Source organism: Gluconacetobacter brunescens (genome assembly GCF_048695475.1).
Classification (GTDB): Bacteria; Pseudomonadota; Alphaproteobacteria; order Acetobacterales; family Acetobacteraceae; genus Gluconacetobacter.
This window is the reverse complement of record NZ_JBLHEN010000002.1, coordinates 273,866-297,567: the sequence shown is the minus strand read 5'-3', so window position 1 is coordinate 297,567 and position 23,702 is coordinate 273,866. Positions and strand designations below refer to the sequence as shown.

Sequence of the window (23,702 nt, the reverse complement as noted above, 5' to 3'; positions counted from 1 at the left end):
CATTTCTCCTACATGTGGCGTGTTGCGGCGAGGCTGCAACTTCAGGGGGCGGAGAGCGTTCCTTCGCCGTTATGGCCGACCGGACGTCATGCATAAGACCATCAAGACTGTTCTGACCTATCCCGTGTGGGCATTTCAGCTTTTCACTGGTGCGAAATCCTTTCGCGACAATCCCCTGATCGGCAGCCGCCGGCTGAATGAGACGGGTCTGCACGTGGTGCGCCAGAGCCTGGCCCATCGGGCTGCCGCCTGGCGCCGGCGCCGGCTCAGGCGCGGGGTTCCTTCGCATCTGCTTGCGGAGTTCGATCGCGACGGGTTTGTCGTTATCCGCGATTTCCTGCCGGCGGGGGCGTTCAGGCAGCTTCTGGAGGACGTCCGGCAATATCGCGGTGACGCGCGCGAGACCATTCAGGGCGACACGGTGACGCGCCGCATCGCGCTGGAGCCTGGGGCCCTGGCCCGCATGCCCGGCGTGCGGCGGTTGCTGGACCTGCCGCTTCTGGGCCGGCTGATCCGGCTGGCCGGCAGCCGGGATTGTGAGCCGCTATATTATATCCAGACGATTCTGCCCCATGCCGTTACCGGCGACGCCGATCCGCAGCTTCAGCTTCATGCCGATACGTTCCACCCTACCGTCAAGGCATGGTTCACCCTGACCGAGACGGCGGAAGAGGGTGGCCCCTTTGTGTACGTTCCCGGGTCGCACCGGCTGAATCCGGCGCGGCGGGCCTGGGAAAAGCGCATGAGCCTGGAGGCGGCCGGCTCCGGTGATCGTCTGAGCGGACGGGGATCTTTCCGTGTCGATGCGGAAGCGATCGCAGCCATGGGCTATGCGGCCCCGCGCGCCGTGGCCGTGCCCGCCAATACGCTGATCGTCGCCGACACCGGCGGCTTCCATGCGCGCGGCGCCAGCACGCAGCCCGGTCTCCGGGTGGAGATATGGGCGTATGAACGGGGCAACCCTTTCTTTGCGCCCCTGATTGACCTGTGGCGTATCCGGGCGATCGGGCGGCGTCGTGCGGCCGTGGTCTGGGCGTTCCATGATTGGCTGGAGGAAAGCGGGTTCGGGGTGCATGTCTGGCGGAAGCGGGGCGATGTCGGCGCATTCGACCGCGACGTGGGGGGGCATGAGATGCTGCGCATTGCCCCCGGCGTGCCGGGTTGGTTCGGACAGGCGACCGCGCATTTGCTCCGGCGGCTCGTGCACCGGTAGGCTTGCTTCCGGGGTGGATCTTCTGTAGCGGATCAGGCACATATTTCTGTTCGGTACAGGTCAGTGCAGGGAAGAATGCAATGCCTCTTCCACCATTTCCTCCCTTCACGGCCGAAACGGCGCGGCTGAAGGCCCGACTGGCCGAAGACGCATGGAACAGCCGTGACCCGCAGCGCGTGTCGCTGGCCTATACGCCGGATTGCCGGTGGCGGAACCGGGCCGAGTTCATTCAGGGGCGCGAGCAGATCGTGGCGTTCCTGCGCCGCAAGTGGGAGCGGGAGCAGGATTATCGGCTGATCAAGGAAGTCTGGACCTATGCCGACGACCGGATGGCCGTTCGTTTTGCCTATGAATGGCATGATGTCGGCGGCCAGTGGTTTCGCTCCTACGGCAACGAGAACTGGGAATTCGGCGAGGACGGGTTGATGCGTCGGCGGATCGCCTCGATCAACGACCTGGCAATCCGGGCGGAAGACCGAAAATTCCGCTGGCCGTCCGGCAGGCGGCCCGACGATCATCCGTCGCTCAGCGAACTTGGATTGTGATCGTGGACGAGGGCGCCCGCTTGTCTCTCACCCGGGCAGGCTTTTCCAGGTCGGCCCGCCCATGCCCGGTGGCAGCGTAGCCTCGTAGACGCCGCGCGCGACCGCGCGGGCCAGCACGTCGGCCGCCAAGGCGCCCAGCCGGGCGACATGGAGCGGGCGCGGGCCGGGGGGAAGCGGGCGACGGCCTGTGGACAGCGCGAAAATGACATCGCCGTCGAAGGGAGAGTGGACCGGGCGGATGGCGCGGGCCAGGCCGTCCTGCGCCATCATGGCCACGCGCTTGAGGTCGTCGGCATCGATGGCGGCATCGGTGGCGATGCAGGCGATGGTGGTGTTGGCGCGGGCTGCCGGATTGAGTTTGGCCCGGCCCCACTCCTCGGGATCGACATGGGCGGCGCTGGCGCCCAGCCCGCCGAATTCGCGGTCCATCTCGAAGGCGCCGGCCCAGAAATGGCGTGTGCCCGGCACGACCACCGAGCCGAGGCTGTTGACCGCCACCAGCGCGCCGACGGTCAGCCCGTCGGCGGTGACGAATGAAGCCGAGCCCAGGCCGCCCTTGAGCGCGCCGGCCTGCGCCCCATAGCCCGCGCCGGCCGTGCCGAGGGTGACGCCGCGGGACGGGTGGTCCATGGCCTTCAATGCCAGGTCACGATAGGGCGGATTGAGGCCCCAGTTCTTGTCGCCGCCATTGGCGAGATCGAACAGGATCGCGGTGGGAACGATGGGCGAGGGCGGCACGCCGGGTTGTTTCGTCATGGAGAAGCCGCGTCCGCGCGCGCCCAGCCAGGCGGCGACGCCGTCGGCCGAGCCCAGCCCGTAGACCGAGCCGCCGGACAGCACGATGGCGTCGACGCTGCGCACCAGGTTGCCGGCCGTGAGCGCATCGGTCTCGCGCGTGCCGGGGCCGCCGCCGCGTACATCCACCGCGCAGGCCACGCGCTGGTCGGGCAGGATGACCGTGACCCCGGTGCGGGATCTGGCGTCATGCGCCTCGCCGACCGCCAGGCCGGTGACATCGGTGATGAGGTTGGTGGGACCGACATGGCCGGGGCCGGGATGCAGTGGGTCGCCCTCGGCCGCGCGGGCGCCTGTCCTGCGGGTTGCCAGCATGGGCAGGGCGGCCGTGAGGCCGAGAAGCATGCGTCTTTTCATCGGGAAACGGACCTTGGGCGATTGGGTGTTCAGGCGCGTGAGAAGGGGATGGGCGGGCGGGGTGCATACTGGCAGACTATCCCGTGGCATGGCTTGAATCGGAACGGCATCGCAAGGGAGGGCCGCGCACTGAAACCGCGATCGACCGGGGGAAGCATGAGAGATGTCTGGCGTGTCGGCCTTGGGGTTGGTGTGCCGTTTGCCGCGATCGTGCTGCTGCTGCCTATCCTGAGTTCAAGCCGACTGCTGATCTTCGGCGTGCCGCTGGTGGTGTGCTGGCTGTTCGGCTGGTTCTTCCTGACATCGCTGTGCATGGTCGTTGTCTGGCTGGCTTTCGATCGCGGAGGGGATGATGGCTAGCATCGTCTTCTTCCTGGTCATTCTGCTGTCGATCATGGTGGCGCTGTTCTCGCGGCGTGGCCATGGGCATCAGGACAGCCGGGACTTCTTCGTGGCGTCCGGGCAGTTCGGCGGCGTTCTGGTCTTTATGCTGGCGGTGGGGGAAACCTACAGCATCGGCAGCATCATGGGATTTCCGTCGGCGGCGTACAGTGCCGGCACGTCGTTCATCATCTGGTTCCTCAGCTATATCGTGCTGGCCTATCCGGTCGGCTATTTCCTCAATCCGCTGATCTGGCGGGCCGGCCGGGACTGCCAGGCCCTGACCATGGCCGATCTGTTCCGCGCCCGGTTCGGCAGCCGGGGGCTGGAACGGCTGGTGGTGCTCACCGCGATTTTGTGCCTGCTGCCGATGGGCGAATTGCAGATTGTCGGCCTGCTGCGCATCATCGACCAGTTTCACTGGGCATTGCCCGAGCAATGGACGACGACCGCCGCCGCCGGCCTGACCTTTGCCTGGATCATGCTCTCGGGCATTCGCGCGCCGGCCTATGTCTCGGTGATCAAGGACAGTCTGGTGCTGATCGCGGTGACGGTCGTGGGGCTGGCCGCCCTGCGGGGCGGGGGCATGGCGCATCTGCCGGCGGTGGCATGGACCGGGCATCCGGTGGCGCTGCGGGACCAGATCTATGCGCTCTCCACCATTCCGCTCCAGGCCGTGGCGTTCTGTGTGGCGCCCCAGACGGTTGCCTTCGTGTTTACCGCGCGCTCGGCGCGGACGGTGCGCCGCAACCAGATCGTTATGCCGCTTTATATGGTGATGTTTCCGTTTCTCTATCTGGTGGCGCTGTATGCGCGGTCGGCGGCGCTGCCGGTACCCTCGCCCAATGCGGTGTTCCTGGCGGCGGCGGGGGCGCTGCTGCCGGACTGGATGGTCGGGCTGGCCGCCGGTGCCTGCGCGCTGTCGGGGCTGGTAATCCTGGCCGGGACCTGCCTGGCCATCGGCCCGCTGGTGTCGCGCAACCTGCTGCATGGTCTCTCCGATTCCGGGCAGCGGCGGGGCGCGCAGGCGGTGATCGCCTGTTATCTGCTGTTCTCGATCCTGGCGGCGGGGCATCTGTCCGGCCTGATGGTGACGCTGACCAGCTTCTACTATCTTGGCGTGTCGCAGTTTATTCCCGGTGTTGCCGCGATCGTCTGGCGCTGGCCGCTGTCGGCCCGGGCGCTGGGGGCGGGGCTGGTGGTCGGCGATGCGGTGGCCATGGGAGGCGCGCTTGCGGGTTTGCAGCCGGCGGGGCTCAATACCGGGATGATCGGTCTGGTGGCCAATCTGCTGGTGGCCGGTGCGATCCAGTGGATGGAACGCCGGAAACGGGTCGTGGGACCGGCTTCCGATATCGCCTGACGAAGGGAGACATGCATGTATGCCAGCCGGGAAGACGTGACCGAGGCGATCGTGATCGCCAGGGTTCGCAAGGGGTTGAACTGGGCCGACATTGCCCGGCAGGTCGGGCGCAGCAAGGAATGGACCACCTGCGCCTGCCTGGGGCAGATGGTGTTCTCCGAGGCCGAGGCGCGCACCGTTATCGGCCTGTTCGACCTGGACCAGACGGCGCTGCCCTGGCTGTGCGCGGTGCCGTACAAGGGCAGTTTCGACGGTGGGGCGCCGAGCGACCCGTTGCTGTATCGCTGGTATGAGATGCTCAGCGTCTATGGGCCGGCGCTGAAGGAACTGATCCACGAGGAATTCGGCGACGGGATCATGAGCGCGATCGATTTCCGCATGCAGGTGGGGCGTGAGGCCGATCCGGCGGGGGATCGGGTCCATGTCACGATTTCAGGCAAGTTTCTGCCGTACAAGCCGTTCTGACCGGCCGGGACTTTCTCGCATCCGACTGCGCCGGTATGGTGCGGCCGTCCGGGCGCGGTTCATGATTTTCGCCGGCCAGAGGGGGCTTATGCGACCTGCCGACATTGCCGTGATCTGCCTGTATTTCGTGGTCCTGCTGGCCGTTACGCTGACCATGGCGCGGCGGGGGCGCTCGGCGGGGGATTTCCTGTCGGCGCATCACGATCTGCCGTGGTGGGCACTGTGCCTCTCGCTGGTGGCGACCGAGACTTCGACCCTGACCTTCATCAGCGTGCCGGGGGTGGGCTATGCCAATGGCCTGGTCTTCGCCGGTCTGGCGGCGGGCTATCTGATCGGGCGGCTGGTCGTGGCCGTGTGGTTTCTGCCGCTGTACATTCAGGGGCGGATGAGCAGCGCCTACCAGTATCTCGGCCGCCGGTTCGGGTATGGGGTGCAGCGGATTGCCGCCGGGGCCTTTTTGCTCACGCGGCTGGTGGCGGAGGGGGTGCGGCTGCTGGCCGGCATGCTGCCGCTGGTCTGGCTGCTGACCCATGCCGGCCTGCCGGTGGGGCGGGGGGCGGTGCTGGTCGCGATCATGGCGGTGACGCTGGCCTATACGCTGTTCGGCGGCCTGCGGGCCGTCGTGTGGTCGGACAGTGTGCAACTGGTCATCTATCTGTTTGGCGCGGCAGTGTGCGTGGGCATCCTGTGGGGCGGGGCTGACGGCTGGCAGGAGGCCTGGCGGGCCGGGCGGCTGGCGCTTTTTCATGTCCAGGCCGGTGGCCGGTGGTTTGCCGACCCGTTCACGCCTGCCGCCGCGCTGCTGGGCGGGGCGATCCTGTCCGTGGCCTCGCATGGCACCGACCAGTTGATGGTGCAGCGGCTGCTGGCGGCCCGCAGCCTGCGGGCGGCGCGGATGGCGCTGATCGGCAGCGCCGTGCTGGTGGGGGTATTGTTTACGCTGCTGTCGCTGGTCGGGGTTCAGTTGTGGGTGCGGTCGGGTGGGGCGTCGCTGGCGGTGCTGGGGTTTCGTTCGGCGGATGAGCTGTTTCCGCATTTCATCGTCACCGGCCTGCCGGCGGGGTTGAGCGGGCTGCTGGTGGCGGGGGTGTTGAGTGCGACCATGGGGTCGCTGTCCGCGACGCTCAATGCGATGGCCGGGTCTGTCCTGACGGATTTCGGACCGATGCCGGCGCAGGTTCTGGGGCGTCTGGCGATGTTTTGCGGATGGCGGGCGGGGCCGCTGTTTCCTGCCCGTGCCCTGACCGCCTTCTGGGCCGTGGCGCTGGTTGCCGTCACCATGGTGCTGGGTGAGGGGACGAAATCGGCTGTGATCCTGGGGTTGACCGTCGCGGGGTGGTCCTATGGGCCGACTCTGGGGGCGTTCCTGTTCGGGATGCTGTGTCCGGCGGGCCGGGGACGCGATGCGGCGTTGGGGGTCGTGGTCTCGCTGGCCGGCATGGCCGCGCTGATGTTGCTGGCCCAGCGTGTGGGGTGGGTGATCGCCTTTCCGTGGCTGGTGCCGGCCGGGATCGGGATGATGCTGGTGCCGGCCTGTCTTTCCATGATGTTTCCCGCGCCCCGTGTCGCAGGCGGGGCGGATTCCGTTGCAGAGAAGTGATCAGATCGTGACGACAGGCCCGCATTCCGCCCCCGTTTCCGCTCCCTTGCCCGGTATAGGCACCGAGGAACGTGATCCGCGCTATGCCGATATCGATCTCTGGCCGACCGGCGCGATCCTCGATGCGCTGGCCGAGGCGCAGATGACGGCGGTAGCCATCGTGCGGGCGGCGGTGCCGCAGATGGAGGCGGTGGTCGAGGCCGCGCTGCCGGGACTGCGGGCCGGGGGGCGGCTGTTCTATGTGGGGGCTGGTACGTCGGGGCGGATCGGGCTGCAGGATGGGGTGGAACTGACGCCGACCTTCGGCTGGCCGGGCGAGCGGCTGGTGCTGATGCTGGCCGGAGGGCCGGCCGCGCTGTTCGAATCGGTGGAAGGGGCCGAGGACCAGGAGGAAGCGGCGCGGGCCGAGATCCTGTCGCATGATCCGGGGCCGCAGGATGTGGTGCTGGGCATCGCCGCCAGCGGGGGCACGCCCTATACCTGTGCCGCGATCGCCGCCGCGCGGGCGTGCGGCGCGCTGACGGTGGGCGTTGCATCGAATCCCGGTGGACGCCTGCTGGGCGAGGCGGAATTGGGGATTGTGCTGCCGACCGGGCCGGAGGTTATTTCCGGCTCGACGCGGCTGAAGGCGGGTACCGCGCAGAAGGCGGCGCTGAACATGCTCTCGACCGCGCTGATGGTGCGGCTGGGCCATGCCTATCGCGGGCAGATGGTGGATATGCGTGTGGTCAATGCCAAGTTGCAGAGACGCGCGGCGCGAATGGTGCGGCTGCTGGCCGGCGGCACGGACGAACAGATCGCCGAGGCCCTCGCGGCCTCGGGTGGTAACGTCAAGCGGGCGGTGCTGATCCGGCATGGCATGAGCCTCGCGGAGGCCGAAGCGGCGCTTGGACGGCATGGCGGCGATCTGCGGGCGGTGCTGGGAGCCTGACGGCGTGGGCTTTCGCCGCTGTGGGGCCGGCTTGGCCATCCTGATGACAGATCAGAGAAATTTGTCGCAATTGACTTCGGTCAAATGGGCTCCGAGCCATTCAATGTTATGACAAACCCGGCGAATCCTCACGCGGATGGAGGGCACCGATTGGGTGCCTGAATCCGGTTCGGGGGATTTATCTGGATTGGTATCGAAACAATAATATCATGATATCGATCGTGCGGCAGAGGGCCGGCCACGCGCCAATAATGCGCGGGCGCGCCCGGTGGGCTGGGGGTTGGGATGGCTTTGAAACTCGATGACATGACGCAGGTGCTGCAGGAGACGACGCGGCGCGGGGTTGGCAGCCGGCGCTGGCAGAAGCCCGTCTACATGCATTTCCTGCCGCCCTGTAACCATGCCTGCCCGGCCGGCGAGGATATCCAGGGCTGGCTGGCCCTGGCCCAGGCGGGTGAGTACGAGAAGGCGTGGTACGCGCTGGTGGCCAACAACCCCATGCCCGCCATCCATGGCCGGGCCTGCTATCATCCGTGCGAAGGCGGCTGCAATCGCGGGGAGCTGGATTCGCCGGTCGCCATCCATTCCGTCGAGCGGTTTCTGGGCGATCTGGCGGCCGAGAAGGGCTGGCAGGTTTCGGTGGCGCCCGCGACCGGCAAGAAGGTCCTGGTCGTGGGCGCGGGGCCGGCTGGCCTGTCCTGCGCGTGGCATCTGGCGCGGATGGGGCACCAGGTGGAGATCCGCGACGCGGCCGAGCAGCCGGGTGGCATGATGATGTACGGCATTCCGGCCTATCGCCTGCCGCGCGACCCGATGAACAAGGATATTGCCCGGATCACGGGGTTGCCTGGGGTGACATTGCGGTGTGGCCAGAGGGTGGACGACGTGGTGCGCGCGCGGCAGGAAGGGGGCTTCGACGCGGTGTTCGTGGGGGTTGGCGCGCAACTGGCCAATCGCCTGAACATCCCGGCCATGGATGGCCGGAAGATGACCGATGCGATCAGCCTGCTGGGCGATGTGAGTCGGGGCGGGCGTCCGGCGCTGGGGCGCGTGGTGGCGGTGGTCGGTGGCGGCAACGTGGCGATGGATGCCGCGCGGACCGCGCGGCGGCTGGGCGCGACCGATACGGTCATCATCTTCCGCTATGACCAGAAGCATATGGAGGCCCTGCCGGCCGAGGCGGCCGAGGCCGTGGCCGAAGGGGCCAAGGTGCGCTGGCTGAGCGTGGTCGATCATTTCGGCGCCGACGGGCTGGTGGTCGAGAAGGTGACCATGAACCCCGACGGCAGTGTGACGCCGACCGGCGAGACCGAACGGCTGGCCGCCGACGCGGTGGTGCTGGCGGTGGGCCAGCATAGCGACCTGGGCCTGCTGGCGGATGCGGCGGCGGTAAAGGTGCAGAAGGATGGCACCGTTGCGGTGGATGCCGACCTGATGACCGGGCAGGCCGGCATTTTCGCCGGCGGCGACTGCATCGGCGGCGCGCGGACCATGACCACGGCCACCGGGCACGGCAAGCTGGCGGCACGGGCGATCGATGCCTGGCTGGCGGGCAGGACCTACGAACATCCGGCTTCGCACCCGCTGGTCAGCTTCGACATGCTGCATCTGCCGGATTACCGCGATGCGCCGCGCAGCGTGCAGGCCGAGCAGCCGGTGGCCGAGCGCCACGATTTCGCGGAAGTCGATGCCGGGCTGGACGAGCGCCATGCCCGCTATGAGGCGCAGCGCTGCCTCTCATGCGGCAACTGCTTCGAGTGCGACAATTGCTATGCCGCCTGTCCGGAGCAGGCGATTACCCGGCTGGGGCCGGGGCAGGGCTATGCGGTTTCGATGGATCTGTGCACCGGGTGCGCGACCTGTTTCGAGCAGTGCCCCTGCCATGCGATCGAAATGGAGCCGGAAGCGGTGGGGGCGGATACTTCCCCGGCACCGTCGGCATTCAAGGTGCGGGCGTGAGCGACATGACAGGAACGGAGAAGGTCGGCATGACCGAACAGACCGCCACGATGGATGGCAACACCGCCGTCGCGCATGTGGCTTACCGGGTCAACGAGATCTGCGCCATCTATCCCATCACGCCGTCCTCGCCGATGGCCGAGCTGGCCGATGCCTGGTCGGACCAGGGGTTGCGCAATATCTGGGGCGATATCCCCGAAGTGCAGGAAATGCAGGCCGAGGGCGGTGCCGCGGGCTGCGTGCATGGATCGCTGCAAAGCGGCGCCCTGACGACGACCTTTACGGCGTCGCAGGGGCTGATGCTGATGCTGCCCAACATGTACAAGATCGCCGGCGAACTGACCGCGACGGTCTTTCATGTGGCGGCGCGTGCGCTGGCGGCGGGCGGATCGTCGATCTTCGGCGACCATCAGGACATCATGGCGGCGCGGCCGACGGGTTTCGCGATCCTGGGCGCGGCCTCGGTGCAGGAAGGGCATGACCTGGCGCTGATCGCGCAGGCGGCGACGCTGGCGGCGCGGGTGCCCTTTATCCATTTCACCGACGGGTTCCGTACGTCGCACGAATACAACATGCTGAAGATCATGCCCGACAGCGTGATCCGGGCCATGATCGACGACGATCTGGTGCATGCCCATCGCAACCGCGCGCTGACGCCCAACAACCCGTTCATTCGCGGCACCTGGCAGAATCCCGATACCTATTTCCAGACGCGCGAGGCGGTGAACCCGTACTATGCGAAGGTGCCGGGCATCGTGCAGGAGGTGATGGACAAGTTCACCGCCCAGACCGGCCGGGCCTATCGCCTGTTCCGCTATGACGGGCCGGCGGACGCCGAGCGCGTGATCATCAGCATGGGGTCGGGTGCCGAAGTGGTGCGGGAAACCGCATTGTGGATGAACAGGCAGGGCGAGAAGGTGGGCGCCTTGCAGGTGCTGCTCTATCGCCCGTTCTCGGCCGAGCATTTCCTGGCCGCGCTGCCGCCGGGCGTGAAGTCGATCGCGGTGCTGGACCGCACCAAGGAACCGGGCGCGCCGATGGAGCCGCTTTATGCCGACGTGCTGGGCGTGCTGGCGCAGGCGTTCGGCACCGGCAAGATTGCCGCGATGCCGCGCGTGATCGGCGGGCGCTACGGATTGTCGTCGCGCGATTTCAATCCGGGCATGGTCAAGGCGGTCTTCGACGAACTGGCGAAGCCCGAGCCGAAGAACAATTTCACGCTCGGCATCGACGACGATGTGAGCCATACCACGCTGGAATACGACCAGAACCTGGATATCGAGCCGAAAGATACCGTGCGTTGCCTGTTCTACGGGCTGGGTGCCGACGGCACGGTGGGCGCGAACAAGAACAGCGTGAAGATTCTCAGCGAGCAGCCGGGGCGGTTCGCGCAGGCTTATTTCGACTATGATTCGCACAAATCGGGCGGCGAGACGATTTCGCACCTGCGGTTCGGCACGGCGCAGATTGCTGCACCCTATCTGATCCGGCATGCGGATTTCGTGGCCTGTCACAAGTTCGAATTCCTGTTCAAGCGCGATATCCTCGGGCCGGCCATCGACGGTGCGACCTTCCTGCTGAACAGCCCGTATGGGGCCGATGTGGTGTGGGACAAGCTGCCGCGTCGGGTGCAGGACCAGATCGTGGCCAAGAAGCTGCGCTTCTTCGTGATTGATGCCTCGGACGTGGCGTTGAAGATCGGGCTGGGGCCGCGTGTGAACACGGTGTTGCAGACCTGCTTCTTCCATCTATCCAAGGTATTGCCGCCCGACGAGGCAGTGGCGCAGATCAAGCATTTCATCACCAAGAGCTATGGCGCCAAGGGCGATGCGGTGGTGAAGTTGAATTTCGCCGCCGTGGATGGGGCGGTGGCCGCGCTGCATGAAGTGACGGTGCCGCAGGCGGCGACCGGCACGGTGGCGATGCCGCCGATCGTGCCGGCCTCGGCGCCGCTGTTCGTGCGCGAGGTGACGGGTGAGATCATGGCCAGCCGGGGCGAGGCGATCCCGGTCAGCAAGATCCCGGCCGATGGGACCTTCCCTGGCGGCACCACGCAATATGAAAAGCGCAATATCGCGGTCGAGGTGCCGATCTGGGACCAGGATGCGTGCATCCAGTGCGGCCAGTGCAGCATCGTCTGCCCGCATAGCGTGATCCGTGCCAAGATCTATGACGAGGACGCGCTGGAGGGGGCGCCGGAGCATTTCCGCTCGGCGCCGGTCAATGCGCGCGGGTATCCGGATTCCCGTTTCTCGCTGCAATTCTATGTCGAGGATTGCACCGGGTGCGGCGTGTGCGTGGAGAATTGCCCCGCCATTGCCGAGGACGGCGTGCATCGGGCGATCAATATGGGCGAGAAGCTGCCGATCCTGGAGCAGGAGCGGGAGAATATCAGCTTCTTTGAAACCCTGCCGACAGCGGATCGGACAACGGTGAACCAGGCCAATGTCCGGGGCGTGCAGCTGCTCGAACCGTTGTTCGAGTTCAGCGGCGCTTGTGCGGGGTGTGGTGAAACGCCGTATCTGAAGCTGATTTCGCAGCTTTTCGGCGACCGGTTGCAGATTGCCAATGCCACGGGCTGTTCGGCGATCTATGCCGGCAACATGCCGGCCCATGCGTGGAAGGCGAATGCCGAGGGACGCGGGGTGGCCTGGGCGAACTCGCTGTTCGAGGACAATGCCGAATTCGGCTTGGGTTTCCGTCTGGCGGTGGACAAGCAGACCGGGCTGGCCCGCGATCTGCTGACCCGGCTGGCGCCGAAGGTCGGGCAGGATCTGGTGGACGCGATCCTGGCGAAGACGCAGCATACCGAACGCGATTATGCCGAGCAGCGCGAGCGGGTGGCGGCGCTGAAGCAGCGGTTGGCCGCGATCGAAGGGCCGGATGCGAAAAACCTGCTGATCCTGGCGGATTTCCTGGTCCGGCGTTCGATCTGGATCGTCGGTGGCGATGGCTGGGCCTATGACATCGACTATGGCGGGCTGGACCATGTGCTGGCGCAGGGCCGCAACGTGAACGTGCTGGTGCTGGATACCGAGGTCTATTCGAACACCGGCGGCCAGTCCTCGAAGGCGACGCCGCTGGGGGCCGCCGCCAAGTTCGCGGCCGCCGGCAAGAGGGTGCCGCGCAAGGATCTGGCATTGCAGGCCATTTCCTACGGCACCGTCTATGTGGCGCAGATCGCGCTGGGGGCGAATTCGGAGCAGGCGCTGATCGCGATGCGCGAGGCGGAAGCCTATGACGGGCCCTCGCTGATCCTGGCCTATTCGCAGTGCATCGCGCATGGCATCGACATGCGTACCGGCATGAAGCAGGCGGCGCGGGCGGTGGCTTCGGGATACTGGCCGCTGTTCCGCTTCGACCCGACGATGCGCAAGAGCGGGCTGAACCCGTTCCGGCTGGATTCGCCGCCTCAGCGGATTCCGCTGAAGGACTATGCCTACCGGGAACTGCGGTACAAGACCCTGCTGCGCACGCATCCGGAATCGGCCGGGCATCTGCTGCAACAGGCCGAGGCGGCGGCGCAGGAGCGCTATCGCGTCTATGAAGACATGGCCGCGCGCGACGGCAGCCGGTTCCTCCCCCACTGGGAAGACGTCCCCTGAGTTTTGGCCCGTAAACGCGCGCTGGTGGCGGGCCGGCGCGCGTCCGCTGTGCTCCGGTGCTCACGGCCATTGAGGCCGCTCCGCTCCGGTGCTCGCGGACACACGCCGGGCGTGCCGCTTTGCGGCACTCCCGCTCACCAGCCCACGTTTCCGGGCCAAAACTTTGATTATCTATGGGGATTTTTTTGGAATTCGGTAGGGGGAGAGGGTTAGGGACATGGATTTTAGAACGACTTATCTTGGTCTTGAACTGAAGCATCCGATCGTCGCGTCGGCGTCGCCGCTTTGTGCCGAGCTGGATGGCATCATGCGGCTGGCGGATGCGGGGGCGGCGGCGGTCGTGCTGTCGTCGATCTTCGAGGAACAGATCGTTGCCCAGGAACTGGCCGAGGCGGCCATGACGGAGATGGTGACCGATTCCCAGCCGGAAGCGGCGGGCTATTGGCCGCCGGATGCGGGCAGCAACGTGCTGGATGGGCGGCTGGAAACTCTGCGGCGCGCGGCGGAGCGGGCCGGGGTGCCGATCATCGCCAGCCTGAATGGCTGTTCGGCCAGCGGATGGGTGGATTTCGCCCGCAAGCTGGAGCAGGCGGGGGCGTCGGCGATCGAACTGAACATCTATCGCGTGCCCGCCGACCCGGCGGAAAGCGGCCCCTCGGTCGAGGCGGCGGCGCTGGAGATCCTGCGGCAGGTGAAGGCGGCGGTGGGCATGCCGGTCAGCGTGAAGATGGCGCCTTTCTATAGCGCGCCCGGCCATATGGCGGCGCAATTCGCCCAGGCTGGCGCGGATGGGCTGGTGCTGTTCAACCGGTTCTATGGACCCGATGTCGATCTGGCGGCGCTGACGGCGCGCGATGACCTGCATCTGAGCAGCCCTTACGACATCCGCCTGCCGCTGATGTGGGTGGGGCTGCTGTCACGGCGGATTCCGACCTCGATCGCGGCGTCGACCGGAGTGTGGAGCGGGGCGGATGTGGTGAAATACCTGCTGGCTGGGGCGGATGCGGTGATGACGACCTCCGCGTTGCTGCGCCATGGGCCGGCGCATCTGGGCACGCTGCTGGGCGAGCTGCGGGGCTGGATGGAGCGCCGGGGCCATGAGTCGGTAGCGGCCTTCAAGGGGCAGCTTGCGGCCGGCGGGCAGCCCGACGAGGCGGCGCAGTTCCTGCGGGCCCAGTATCGGACGATCCTGACCACCTATGACGCGCAATCGGCCTCGAAGCTCTGAAAGCGGGGGCAATGGGCCTGTTTTGACCGGGATCAACGCGGGGGCTGTTCGCTGGTGTCATAACAGGAAATTGATCGTTCATCCCTTTTGTCCGAAGGAAATTCGCTGGTGGATAAGACCCAGGAACTCGTGACCAACCGGTTGTTCAAGGATATCGCGGTCGGTGAGAAGGCCGACCTGACCGAGATCCTGACCAGGGACAATGCGGACCTGCTGGGCGGATGGCAGCCCGATGGGGCGGGTGTCGAAACCGCTTCCGTATCGCAGTCGGTGGCGAGCGTGTGGATCGGCATCCTGGTGATGCGGCTGGTCAGTACCCGTTTTCCCGGTGTGGGCAGTGTGGTGCGCAGCTATGCGCTGACGCTGGGAGGCGATGCCCTGTCGGTCGGCGACCGGGTGGTGGTGACCTGCCAGGTGGTGGCGAAGCATGACGCGGATGCGCTGCTGGACCTGTCCTTCGTCTGCGTGCGGCAGGATGGGGGCGAGGTCGCGCGGGGCACCATGCAGATCCAGGCGCCGCAGGCGCCGCAATCGGTGGTGATGGCCTGTTCGTCGTTCGAGCATATCGTGACGCATCGCCGCTTTCGCGCCCTGTGCGAAAAGGCGGCCCAGTTGCCGGCCCTGCCGATCGCCGTGGCCTATCCCTGCGATGACCTGTCGCTGCGCTCGGCCTGCGATGCGGCCCAGCGCGGGCTGGGGCAGCCGATCCTGGTCGGGCCGAAGGCGCTGATCGAATCCGTGGCCAAGGCTTCCGGCCTGTCGATCGACGGGCTGGAGATCGTCGAGGCCGAGGACCCGCATACGGCTTCGGCCCAGGCGGTGGCGCTGGTGCGCTCGGGGCGCGCGCGCCTGCTGATGAAGGGCGCCGTGCATACCGACGTGCTGCTGCACGAGGTGGTGACGCGCCCGACCGGCCTGTGCGCCGATCGCCGCCTCAGCCATGTCTTCGTCATGGACGTGCCGTTCTATGACCGGTTGCTGATGATCAGCGACGCGGTGGTGAATATCGCGCCGGATGTGCGGGCCAAGCATGACATCGTGCAGAACGTGATCGATTTCGCGCATGTGCTGGGACTGGCGGAACCGCGCGTGGCCGTTCTGTCGGCGGTGGAGACCGTCAATCCGGCGATCCAGTCCACGCTGGATGCGGCCGTGCTGTCGAAGATGGCGGACCGCAAACAGATCACCGGTGGCATCGTCGACGGCCCGCTGGCCTTCGACAACGCGGTGAACCTGAATGCCGCGAAGATCAAGCATATCGATTCTCCCGTGGCCGGGCGCGCGGATATCGTGATCGTGCCGACGCTGGAGGCGGGCAACATGCTGGCCAAGGAACTCTCCTTCCTGGCCGGTGCGGATGCCGCGGGCGTGGTGCTGGGCGCGAAGGTGCCGGTGATCCTGACCAGCCGCGCGGATTCCGAGCAGGCGCGGCTGACTTCCTGCGCCATTGCCCTGATCATGGCCCACGGCGCCGCATGAGCGCACCGCCTGGGGTGGGAGCGTTCTTTTTCGATTCGGTAAAACAATAAAAACCCGCCACCCTGTGGCGAGGGGAGGATACGCCGATGACCATGATGACCAGTGCGCCGCCTGTCGGCGGCGCGCAGGCGAAAGGGGGCTTCCAGGCCGGCTATGTGCTGGCCTGGGCGTTCTGCCTGCTGTTCTATTTCCTGCAATATTCCGTCCGGTCGGCGCCCAGCGTCATGATGGACGAACTGACTTCGACCATGGGGCTGACCACGGCGGGGCTCGCCTCGCTGCTGGGGCTTTATTACTATACCTATTCGGCATGTTCGCTGATCTCCGGTGCGTCGATGGACCGGTGGGGTGCGAAGATCGCGCTGCCGGCCGGTACATTCGTGCTGGCCGTCGGGATCGCCATGTTCGGCGCCGGGCCGGCATGGATGGCGGAACTGGGGCGCCTGTTGCAGGGAGCCGGGGCGGCGTTCGCCTTTGTCGGCGCGGTCTATCTGGCCTCGCACGGTTTTCCGGCGCGCTATCTGGCGACCGCGATCGGCGTGACCCAGTGCGTGGGCATGCTAGGCGGGGCGATGGGGCAATCGACCGTCGCGTGGCTGATCCATGGCGTGGTGACGTGGCGGTCGTTCTGGGTCTATGCCGGGGTGGCGACGGCGATCGTGGCGGTTGCGATCTTTCTTGGCACGCCGCGCCAGGAAGCGGGCGCTTCGGCAAAGAAGGGGCCGCTTCTGGCGCCTTACAAGATCGTGCTGGGCAACCCGCAATCGTGGCTGTGCGGCCTGTGTTCCGGCCTGCTGTTCCTGCCGACCACGGTGGGCAGCATGACGTGGGGCGTGTCGTTCATGACGCATGGATGGCACCTGAGCTACCATGAAGCGGTGAGCCGGGCGGCGATGGTGCCGATCGGCTGGGTGTTCGGCTGCCCTGTCATGGGTTATCTGGCCGATCATCTGGGGCGCCGGAAGCCGGTTTTGTTGGGGGGCATCGTGGCGATGCTGCTGTCTTCCGTAGCGATCATCTATCCGCCGCCGGGCATGTTCCCGCCCTATATCCTGGCCTTCATCCTGGGCTTTGCGTCGGGTGCGGCCATGATCCCCTACAGCACCATCAAGGAAGTGAATCCCGACAGCGTGAAGGGCAGCGCCACGGGGGCGATCAATTTCCTGGTGTTCGTCATGAGCGCGGTAGTGTCGCCGCTGTTCGGGTGGCTGCTGCAAAAGCTGGCCGGGAGTGCCGGATTGACGGAGACGGTCTTTCGCGAAGGATTCTCGGTTGGCGTGGCGGGGATCGTGCTGGCCGGCGTGATCGCCCTGTTCATCCGCGAGACCGGGTCTGCGGTGCGGGTGGGGTAGGACCGACATATCCCGTGTCGCTTTGGCTTCGTGCGGGCCGGTGGACGGGATACTGTGTCTTGTCGGGATGAATGGGAAGCGGGTGGAGATGTCACGGAAGATCCTTGTTGCCAGCGGTCTGGCCGGTCTGCTGGCCATTGTTGCCGTGGCCGGGTGGCTGTGGGACCAGCAACTGGGACGGTCGGTGCCGGGCCTGTATCATTCCAACGGGCGGCTTGAACTGACGCGGATCGACGTGGCTGTGAAATATCCGGGGCGGATCGGCGCGCTGGACGCGCAGGAGGGAGACGTCGTCAGTCGGGGCCAGGTTCTGGCGCGTGAGGATGACGCCGAGGCACGGGCCCAGCTTGCGGCGGCCATGGCCCGGCAGGGGCAGGCCGAGGCGGCGACGGGCCGGGCGCAGGCGGAACTGGCGGCGCGGACCCAGGCCGCGCGGCTGGCGGGTGACGAACTGGCCCATGCCCGGACGATGCGGCGGCAGATGCTGGTTTCGGACATGGAAGTGACGCAGCGGCAGACCGCGCTGGATGTCGCCGAACGGGCGCGTGACGGTGCGGCGCAGGCGGTGCAGGAGGCCAGCCGCGCGGTGGATGCGGCGGCGGCGATGGTGGCGCAGGCGCGGACCGTGGTCGATGACATGGTGATCCATGCGCCGGTCGGCGGGCGGATCGAATATCGTGTCGTCGAGGCCGGCAGCGTTCTGCCGGCCGGTGGGCGGCTTTATTCGCTGCTGGACCCGGTGGACCCGTATCTGACGGTTTTCTTTCCCGCGCGGGTGGTCCGGCAGATCCGGGTGGGGGACGAGGCGCGGATCGTGTTTGACGATCTCGAAACAGGCCCGGTCGCGGCCCGGATTTCCTATATCTCGCCCGAGGCGCAGTTCACGCCGAAATATGTCGAGACCGCGACCGAGCGCGAGCAACTGGTCTATCGGGTCCGGCTGCGGGTGGAGCGCGCGGCCCAGAAGGATCTGGGCGGCCTGCTGAAGGCCGGCATGACGGGTGAGGGCTATGTGCGGACCGAGGCCTCGGCCCCCTGGCCGGCCGGCCCCGCCGGAGCGCGCCGGGCCGCGCCGTGAGCGGCACCTTGCCCGCGCCCGCCACGCCGCCGCCCGCGTCGCCGGGGATACGGGTTGAAAATGTTCGGCATCGCTACGGGAAGACCGAGGCGCTGCGAGATGTTTCGGTAGACCTGCCGGCGGGTACGACCATCGGCGTGATCGGGCCGGACGGGGTTGGCAAATCGACGCTGCTGGGGCTGATCGCCGGGGTGCGGCGGCTTCAGGGCGGCCGGGTGCTGACGCTGGGGTGCGACATGGCCGACCGGCGCGAGCGGGAAGCCTTTCTCAGCCGCGTTGCCTTCATGCCGCAGGGGTTGGGGAAGAATCTGTATCCGACCCTGTCGGTGCGGGAGAATATCGATTTCTTCGCGCGACTGTTCGGGCTGGATGCCGAGACCCGCGAGGCGCGGATCGGGCAGCTTCTGGAGGCGACGGGGCTGGCGCCCTTTCCGGATCGGCCGGCGGCCCAGCTTTCGGGCGGCATGAAACAGAAGGTCAGCCTGTGCTGCGCCCTGGTGCATGACCCGGACCTGGTGATCCTGGACGAGCCGACGACCGGTGTCGATCCGCTGTCGCGGCGGCAGTTCTGGACGCTGGTGGACCAGTTGCGCGCCCGGCGGCCGGGGATGACCGTGATCGTCTCCACGGCCTATATGGAAGAAGCCGAGCGGTTCGAGTGGCTGGTGGCGATGAATGACGGAAAGGTGCTGGCCTGCGACCGGACCGAGAGCATCCTGCACCGTACCGGGCGCGCCACGCTGGAAGAAGCCTATATATCGCTGCTGCCCGAGGCTGAGCGGACGGCGGCCTCCGCATTCTCGATTCCGCCCTATCACGATCCGGGCGGGGCGCCCGCGATCGAGGCCGATGGGCTGACCAAGCAGTTCGGGCGCTTCGTTGCCGTCGATCATGTCAGTTTTCATATCGGGCGGGGCGAGATCTTCGGATTTCTTGGCTCCAACGGCTGCGGCAAGTCGACCACGATGAAGATGCTGACCGGGCTGCTGGATGTGAGCGCGGGCAGTGCCAAGGTCTTTGGGCGGCCGGTGCGCGCGGGCGACCTGGAGAGCCGGATGCATATCGGCTACATGTCGCAGGCGTTCTCGCTCTATGAGGAATTGACGGTTCGGCAGAATCTGGTGCTGCAAGCCCGTCTTTTCCGGTTTTCGGCGGGTGAGGCCGAGGCGCGGGTACGGGCGGCGCTGACGGATTTCTCGCTGGACGGGGTGGCGGATCTGCGGCCGGCGGGATTGCCGCTGGGTATCCGGCAGCGCCTGCAACTGGCGGCGGCGTGCATCAATGACCCGTCGATCCTGATTCTGGACGAGCCGACATCGGGCGTGGACCCGGCCGCGCGCGAGATGTTCTGGAAGCATCTGGTGGCGCTGTCGCGCGAGAAGCAGGTGACGATCTTCGTTTCGACCCATTTCATGAACGAGGCCGCGCGCTGCGACCGGATCTCGTTCATGCATCGTGGGCGGGTGCTGGCGGTGGGAACGCCGGATGCGCTGGTGCAGGCACGGCACGCCGCGACGCTGGAGGATGCCTTCGTCGCCTATCTTGAAGAGGCGATGGCGGGCGACAAGGAGAATACGCCGGCGGGGGAGGCGGCCGGTGCGTCCACCCATGCGGCCTCTGGCCGGCACGCGCCGGCGACGGGCATCCGTGGCTGGGTGGCGCGGGCCTATGCGTTCGGGCGGCGCGAGGCGGTGGAATTGCTGCGCGACAGGCTGCGGCTGCTGTTTGCCGTGGGCGGGCCGGTCGTGCTGCTGCTGATTGCCGCCTTCAGCATTTCATTCGACGTCAACACGATCCGTTTCACCGTGTGCGATCATGACCATAGCGAGGCCAGCCGGGAACTGGTGGAGCAGTTTCAGGGATCGCCCTATTTCGTGCAGCAATCATCCTCGCCCGACAGCGCGACTTTGGAGGGACGGCTGCGGCGTGGCGAGGCCGATATCGGGATCGATATTCCTGCCGCGTTCGGTCGCGATGTCGCGGCGGGGCGCGATCCGGCGGTCGGGCTTGCGATCGATGGCGCGGTGCCGTTCCTGGGGGCCAATATCCGCTCGTACGCCGAAGGCGTGGTCATGCAGTACGAGCAGACCATGATGCGCGAGAAGGGGGTGGTCCGGCTGGATCTGCTGCCGGTGCAGGTGTTGCCGCGCTTTGCCTATAATCAGGAATTTCGCAGCGTCTACGCCATGACGCCCGGAATCATCATGCTGGCGTTGATCCTGATTCCGACCATGCTGACGGCGCTGGGCGTGGTGCGGGAGAAGGAAATCGGCTCGATCATCAATCTCTACGCCTCGCCGGCTACCGTGGGGCAGTATCTGGTGGGCAAGCAGATGCCCTATGTGCTGGTGGCGCTGGTGGCCTATGCGGTGCTGGTGCTGATGTCGGTGACGCTGCTGGGCGTGCCGCTGAAGGGGTCGCTGCTGGCGCTTTCGTTCGGGGCGCTGCTCTATCTGTTCGCGGCGACGGGGCTGGGGCTGCTGGTCTCGGCCTTTACGACCTCGCAGGTGGCCGCGATCTTCGGGGCCGCATTGATCTGCCTGATTCCCGGCGTCAATTTCTCGGGGCTGCTCTATCCGGTTTCGACCCTTTCAGGCCTCGGCTATGGCGTCGGCATGGCGTTTCCCGCCGGGTGGTTCCAGATCATCAGCCTGGGCAGCTTTACCAAGGGTGTGGGGGCCGGAACCTTTACCACGGCCTATGTCGTGCTGGCGGTTTCGGCGATCGTCTGCATGCTGGGAGCCCGCTTGCTGATCCGGAAGCAGGAGCCATGAGGCGCTGGTGGATCACCGTCGGGCTGCTCTGCCACAAGGAGGCGTTGAGCCTGCGCCGCGATGGCGTGCTGCTGGGGCTGATCGTCTTTGCCTTTACCGCCGCGATCCTGATCGTCGCCAACGGGGTGAAGGCCGAGGTGTCGCATGCCACGATCGCCTTCATCGACGAGGATCGGTCCACCCTGTCGCGCCAGTTGCGCGAGGGGGTGCAGGAGCCCTATTTCCAGACGCCGGTGCTGGTGGACCGCGGGACGGCGCGCGACCGGCTGGACCGGGGGACGCTGATCTTCGTCGTGGATGTGCCGCCGCGTTTCGAGGCCGATCTGCTGGCCGGGCGGATGCCGTCGCTCGATGTCCAGGTCGATGCCACCGCTATGACCCAGGCGGGGCTGGGGGTCGTCTATCTTCAGGATATCTTCCTGCGCCGGATTGCCGAGGCGATGCCGCGTCCGGTCGCGGGGCCGGCGCTGCCCTTTCATCTGGTGCCGCGTATCCGCTTCAACCCGAATTCGGAATCCGCCTGGTTCACCTCGGTGATGCAGATCGTGACGAACGTCACCGTGCTGTCGATCATCCTTGTCGGCGCCGCCGTGATTCGCGAGCGCGAGCATGGCACGATCGAGCATCTGCTGGTGCTGCCGGTCTCGGCGGGGGAGATCGCGGTGGCCAAGATCGTCGCCAATGCGCTGGTGATTTTCGTTGCGTCCCTGCTGTCGCTGCTGCTGGTGGTGCATGTCTGGCTGGGGGTGCCGCTGGCGGGGTCGCTTTCCCTCTTTGCCCTGTGCCTGTTCGCCTATGTGATCGCGGTTTCGGCGCTGGGGATGATGCTGGCGACCATTGCGCCGGCGATGCCGCAGTTCGGCCTGCTGGCGGTGCCGGTCTATGCCGTGGCCTATCTGCTGTCGGGCGCCGCGACGCCGGTGGCGAACATGCCCACCCTGTTGCAGGCGGTGATCGGCGTGCTGCCGACGACGCAGTTCGTCAGCCTGACGCAATCCATCCTGTATCGCGGCGCGGGGCTGGAAACCGTGTGGCTGCCGCTGCTGGTGATCGTCGTGTCGGCCGTGCTGTTTCTGCTGACGGCGCTGGTGCGGTTCCGCTCCATGCTGGCAAGACAGGGGTGAGGAGATTGGGCGTGAAACGAATGTCATCCCGCTGTCTTTGGCTGGCGGCCCTGGCTTTGGGCACGGTTTCTGCCGGTGGTTGCACGGTCAAGGACAGCGCCGCGCCGCCGTCGCAGGTGGTGCTGCCCGCGCGGTTCGCCGAGGCGCCGGCCACGGCCGGAGCGCCGGTCGATCTCGCCCGCTGGTGGACGGCATGGCATGACCCGGTGCTGGACCGGCTGGTTGAGGGGGCGCTGGCGGCCAATCCGGATCTGGCGGTGGCGCGGGATCATGTTCGCCAGGCCGGGGCTTATGTGACGGTGGCGCGTTCGGCGCTCTATCCCACCGTCGGCGCGACCGGCGACATTGCGGGTGGGGGGCTGGGCTGGAGCAATCCGGCGGTGCCGGCGGCGCTCGCGCCCAATCTGGGCGATCCGGCAACGGATGGGCATCTGGCCGGGCTGGCCGCCGCGTGGGAGCCGGATATCTTTGGCGGTCGTCATGCCGATCTCCGCGCCGTGCGGGCGGTGGCGCAGTCGGTGGAGGAGCAGCTTCACGGCACCCGCATGCTGGTCGCGGCGGATGTGGTGGAGAGCTATGTCGGGGCGGTGGATGATGTGCGGCGGGTGGCGCTGATCGACCGTTCCGCCACGGTGCTGGATCGCATGGAGGTCTATGCCACCGCGCGGATGGCGGCGGGGCAGGCGACGCGGGCGGATATCGACGCCATCCGTGCGCGGCGCCGGGTGCTGGTGGCCACGCGGCCGATGCTGGTGGCCGACATGGATACGCGGCGCCGGCGGATCGCCGTGCTGTCGGGCAAGCCGCCGGAGCAGGCGCCGGTCATTCCCCAGCCGGCGGTGTTCGTGATCCCGTCCGTGCCTGTCGGGACCGTGCCGGTTGCGGTGATGGACCGGCGGCCTGATATCCGGGCCCGTCGGGATCTGGTGCGGGCCGCGCTGGACCGGCTGCGCAGTGCGCGGACCGATCTGCTGCCGCGCTTCGGCCTGGAATTTTTCGGCGGCAACGGGCGGCTGCGCTTCGACGGGCTGCCGGGCCTGTCGGGGAGTGGCGGGTTGATGGCGCTGACGACTTATCTGCCGATCTTCACCGCCGGGCGCATCCATGCGCAGATCCGTGCCGCCGATGCGCGGCTGGACGAGGCGGTTACGCTCTACGATCAGGCGTTGCTGAAGGCGCTCTCGGAGGTGGAGACGGCGTATGAAAGCCGGGCGGGCCTGGATGCGCAGGGGCAGGGTCTGTCGGCCGCGCTGGCGGCGGCGCAGCACGAGGCGCGGGACCGGATGGGGCTGTTCGATGGTGGGCAGGGGACGCTGCTCGACGCGCTTCAGGCGCGGCTGAATGCCATTGCGATCGAGGATGCGGGGGTGCGCTCGGAAGATGGACGGGCCATGGCGACGATCAGGCTGGCGGCTGCCCTTGGCGGGGGTTGGTAAGGCGGCGGCTTCATCCC

The 23,702-nt window shown here is 67.0% G+C and carries 17 protein-coding genes; 16 read left to right on the top strand and 1 reads right to left on the bottom strand.

Features of this window, described 5'->3' with window-relative positions; all coding sequences use genetic code 11:
- The first annotated feature begins 88 nt into the window (after positions 1 to 88).
- Together ACMAUO_RS13655 and ACMAUO_RS13650 are read left to right on the top strand one after the other, a co-directional pair.
- Complete coding sequence (locus tag ACMAUO_RS13655) at positions 89 to 1,213, top strand: phytanoyl-CoA dioxygenase family protein (RefSeq protein WP_420357531.1); 1,125 nt, start codon at positions 89 to 91, stop codon at positions 1,211 to 1,213.
- Between the two features lie 80 nt (positions 1,214 to 1,293).
- Positions 1,294 to 1,758 (top strand): nuclear transport factor 2 family protein, encoded by a 465-nt coding sequence (locus tag ACMAUO_RS13650; RefSeq protein WP_420357530.1) that lies wholly within the window; start codon positions 1,294 to 1,296, stop codon positions 1,756 to 1,758.
- 27 nt (positions 1,759 to 1,785) lie between these two features.
- On the opposite strand, the gene ACMAUO_RS13645 is transcribed toward ACMAUO_RS13650, so the two are convergent.
- A complete protein-coding gene (locus ACMAUO_RS13645) occupies positions 1,786 to 2,898 on the bottom strand; it encodes a P1 family peptidase (protein WP_420357529.1) in 1,113 nt (370 codons plus the stop codon).
- 168 nt (positions 2,899 to 3,066) lie between these two features.
- Here ACMAUO_RS13645 and ACMAUO_RS13640 point away from each other — a divergent pair, with 168 nt between their 5' ends.
- The 14 genes from ACMAUO_RS13640 to ACMAUO_RS13575 all read left to right on the top strand — a co-directional run bounded on the left by ACMAUO_RS13640 (position 3,067) and on the right by ACMAUO_RS13575 (position 23,685).
- Entirely contained in the window at positions 3,067 to 3,270 is a 204-nt protein-coding gene (locus ACMAUO_RS13640; RefSeq protein ID WP_420357528.1) for a DUF3311 domain-containing protein, read from the top strand.
- The gene (locus ACMAUO_RS13635; protein WP_420357527.1) at positions 3,263 to 4,654 is read left to right on the top strand and encodes a sodium:solute symporter family protein; all 1,392 of its coding nucleotides are present in this window, start codon (positions 3,263 to 3,265) and stop codon (positions 4,652 to 4,654) included. Before ACMAUO_RS13640 ends, ACMAUO_RS13635 begins: the two co-directional genes overlap by 8 nt.
- Before the next feature lie 15 nt (positions 4,655 to 4,669).
- Complete coding sequence (gene cynS / locus ACMAUO_RS13630; RefSeq protein WP_420357526.1) at positions 4,670 to 5,119, top strand: cyanase; 450 nt, start codon at positions 4,670 to 4,672, stop codon at positions 5,117 to 5,119.
- An 88-nt stretch (positions 5,120 to 5,207) separates the two neighbouring features.
- Positions 5,208 to 6,719, top strand: coding sequence for a sodium:solute symporter (locus tag ACMAUO_RS13625; RefSeq protein WP_420357525.1), 1,512 nt, complete (start codon positions 5,208 to 5,210; stop codon positions 6,717 to 6,719).
- Positions 6,720 to 6,723: 4 nt separating this feature from the next.
- A complete protein-coding gene (locus ACMAUO_RS13620; protein ID WP_420358268.1) occupies positions 6,724 to 7,650 on the top strand; it encodes an N-acetylmuramic acid 6-phosphate etherase in 927 nt (308 codons plus the stop codon).
- 285 nt (positions 7,651 to 7,935) lie between these two features.
- Positions 7,936 to 9,609, top strand: a complete 1,674-nt coding sequence (locus tag ACMAUO_RS13615; RefSeq protein ID WP_420357524.1) for an NAD(P)-binding protein — start codon at positions 7,936 to 7,938, stop codon at positions 9,607 to 9,609.
- Positions 9,610 to 9,638: 29 nt separating this feature from the next.
- Positions 9,639 to 13,214 (top strand): pyruvate:ferredoxin (flavodoxin) oxidoreductase, encoded by a 3,576-nt coding sequence (gene nifJ, locus ACMAUO_RS13610; protein ID WP_420357523.1) that lies wholly within the window; start codon positions 9,639 to 9,641, stop codon positions 13,212 to 13,214.
- Positions 13,215 to 13,431: 217 nt separating this feature from the next.
- Positions 13,432 to 14,442 carry a dihydroorotate dehydrogenase-like protein gene (locus ACMAUO_RS13605; RefSeq protein ID WP_420357522.1) on the top strand — a complete coding sequence of 337 codons (1,011 nt, stop codon included), beginning with the start codon at positions 13,432 to 13,434 and terminating at the stop codon, positions 14,440 to 14,442.
- Positions 14,443 to 14,550: 108 nt separating this feature from the next.
- Positions 14,551 to 15,921 (top strand): bifunctional enoyl-CoA hydratase/phosphate acetyltransferase, encoded by a 1,371-nt coding sequence (locus ACMAUO_RS13600; protein WP_420357521.1) that lies wholly within the window; start codon positions 14,551 to 14,553, stop codon positions 15,919 to 15,921.
- An 86-nt stretch (positions 15,922 to 16,007) separates the two neighbouring features.
- Positions 16,008 to 17,273: an MFS transporter gene (locus ACMAUO_RS13595; protein WP_420357520.1), complete on the top strand. Its 1,266-nt coding sequence runs from the start codon at positions 16,008 to 16,010 to the stop codon at positions 17,271 to 17,273.
- 88 nt (positions 17,274 to 17,361) lie between these two features.
- Positions 17,362 to 18,351 carry an HlyD family secretion protein gene (locus tag ACMAUO_RS13590; RefSeq protein ID WP_420357519.1) on the top strand — a complete coding sequence of 330 codons (990 nt, stop codon included), beginning with the start codon at positions 17,362 to 17,364 and terminating at the stop codon, positions 18,349 to 18,351.
- Positions 18,348 to 21,125: a ribosome-associated ATPase/putative transporter RbbA gene (gene rbbA / locus ACMAUO_RS13585; protein WP_420357518.1), complete on the top strand. Its 2,778-nt coding sequence runs from the start codon at positions 18,348 to 18,350 to the stop codon at positions 21,123 to 21,125. Before ACMAUO_RS13590 ends, rbbA begins: the two co-directional genes overlap by 4 nt.
- The gene (locus ACMAUO_RS13580; RefSeq protein WP_420357517.1) at positions 21,122 to 22,249 is read left to right on the top strand and encodes an ABC transporter permease; all 1,128 of its coding nucleotides are present in this window, start codon (positions 21,122 to 21,124) and stop codon (positions 22,247 to 22,249) included. The genes rbbA and ACMAUO_RS13580 overlap by 4 nt, the downstream gene beginning before the upstream one ends.
- A 20-nt stretch (positions 22,250 to 22,269) precedes the next feature.
- Complete coding sequence (locus ACMAUO_RS13575; protein WP_420358267.1) at positions 22,270 to 23,685, top strand: TolC family protein; 1,416 nt, start codon at positions 22,270 to 22,272, stop codon at positions 23,683 to 23,685.
- The last annotated feature ends 17 nt before the right edge of the window (positions 23,686 to 23,702 follow it).

Excerpts from the sequence above, each read along its gene's own strand:
- ACMAUO_RS13655 (WP_420357531.1), top strand. The coding sequence starts at position 89 with ATGCATAAGACCATCAAGACTGTTCTGACCTATCCCGTGTGGGCATTT.
- ACMAUO_RS13650 (WP_420357530.1), top strand. The coding sequence starts at position 1,294 with ATGCCTCTTCCACCATTTCCTCCCTTCACGGCCGAAACGGCGCGGCTG.
- ACMAUO_RS13645 (WP_420357529.1), bottom strand. The coding sequence starts at position 2,898 with ATGCTTCTCGGCCTCACGGCCGCCCTGCCCATGCTGGCAACCCGCAGG.
- ACMAUO_RS13640 (WP_420357528.1), top strand. The coding sequence starts at position 3,067 with ATGAGAGATGTCTGGCGTGTCGGCCTTGGGGTTGGTGTGCCGTTTGCC.
- ACMAUO_RS13635 (WP_420357527.1), top strand. The coding sequence starts at position 3,263 with ATGGCTAGCATCGTCTTCTTCCTGGTCATTCTGCTGTCGATCATGGTG.
- cynS (WP_420357526.1), top strand. The coding sequence starts at position 4,670 with ATGTATGCCAGCCGGGAAGACGTGACCGAGGCGATCGTGATCGCCAGG.
- ACMAUO_RS13625 (WP_420357525.1), top strand. The coding sequence starts at position 5,208 with ATGCGACCTGCCGACATTGCCGTGATCTGCCTGTATTTCGTGGTCCTG.
- ACMAUO_RS13615 (WP_420357524.1), top strand. The coding sequence starts at position 7,936 with ATGGCTTTGAAACTCGATGACATGACGCAGGTGCTGCAGGAGACGACG.
- nifJ (WP_420357523.1), top strand. The coding sequence starts at position 9,639 with ATGACCGAACAGACCGCCACGATGGATGGCAACACCGCCGTCGCGCAT.
- ACMAUO_RS13605 (WP_420357522.1), top strand. The coding sequence starts at position 13,432 with ATGGATTTTAGAACGACTTATCTTGGTCTTGAACTGAAGCATCCGATC.
- ACMAUO_RS13595 (WP_420357520.1), top strand. The coding sequence starts at position 16,008 with ATGACCATGATGACCAGTGCGCCGCCTGTCGGCGGCGCGCAGGCGAAA.
- ACMAUO_RS13590 (WP_420357519.1), top strand. The coding sequence starts at position 17,362 with ATGTCACGGAAGATCCTTGTTGCCAGCGGTCTGGCCGGTCTGCTGGCC.
- ACMAUO_RS13580 (WP_420357517.1), top strand. The coding sequence starts at position 21,122 with ATGAGGCGCTGGTGGATCACCGTCGGGCTGCTCTGCCACAAGGAGGCG.
- ACMAUO_RS13575 (WP_420358267.1), top strand. The coding sequence starts at position 22,270 with ATGTCATCCCGCTGTCTTTGGCTGGCGGCCCTGGCTTTGGGCACGGTT.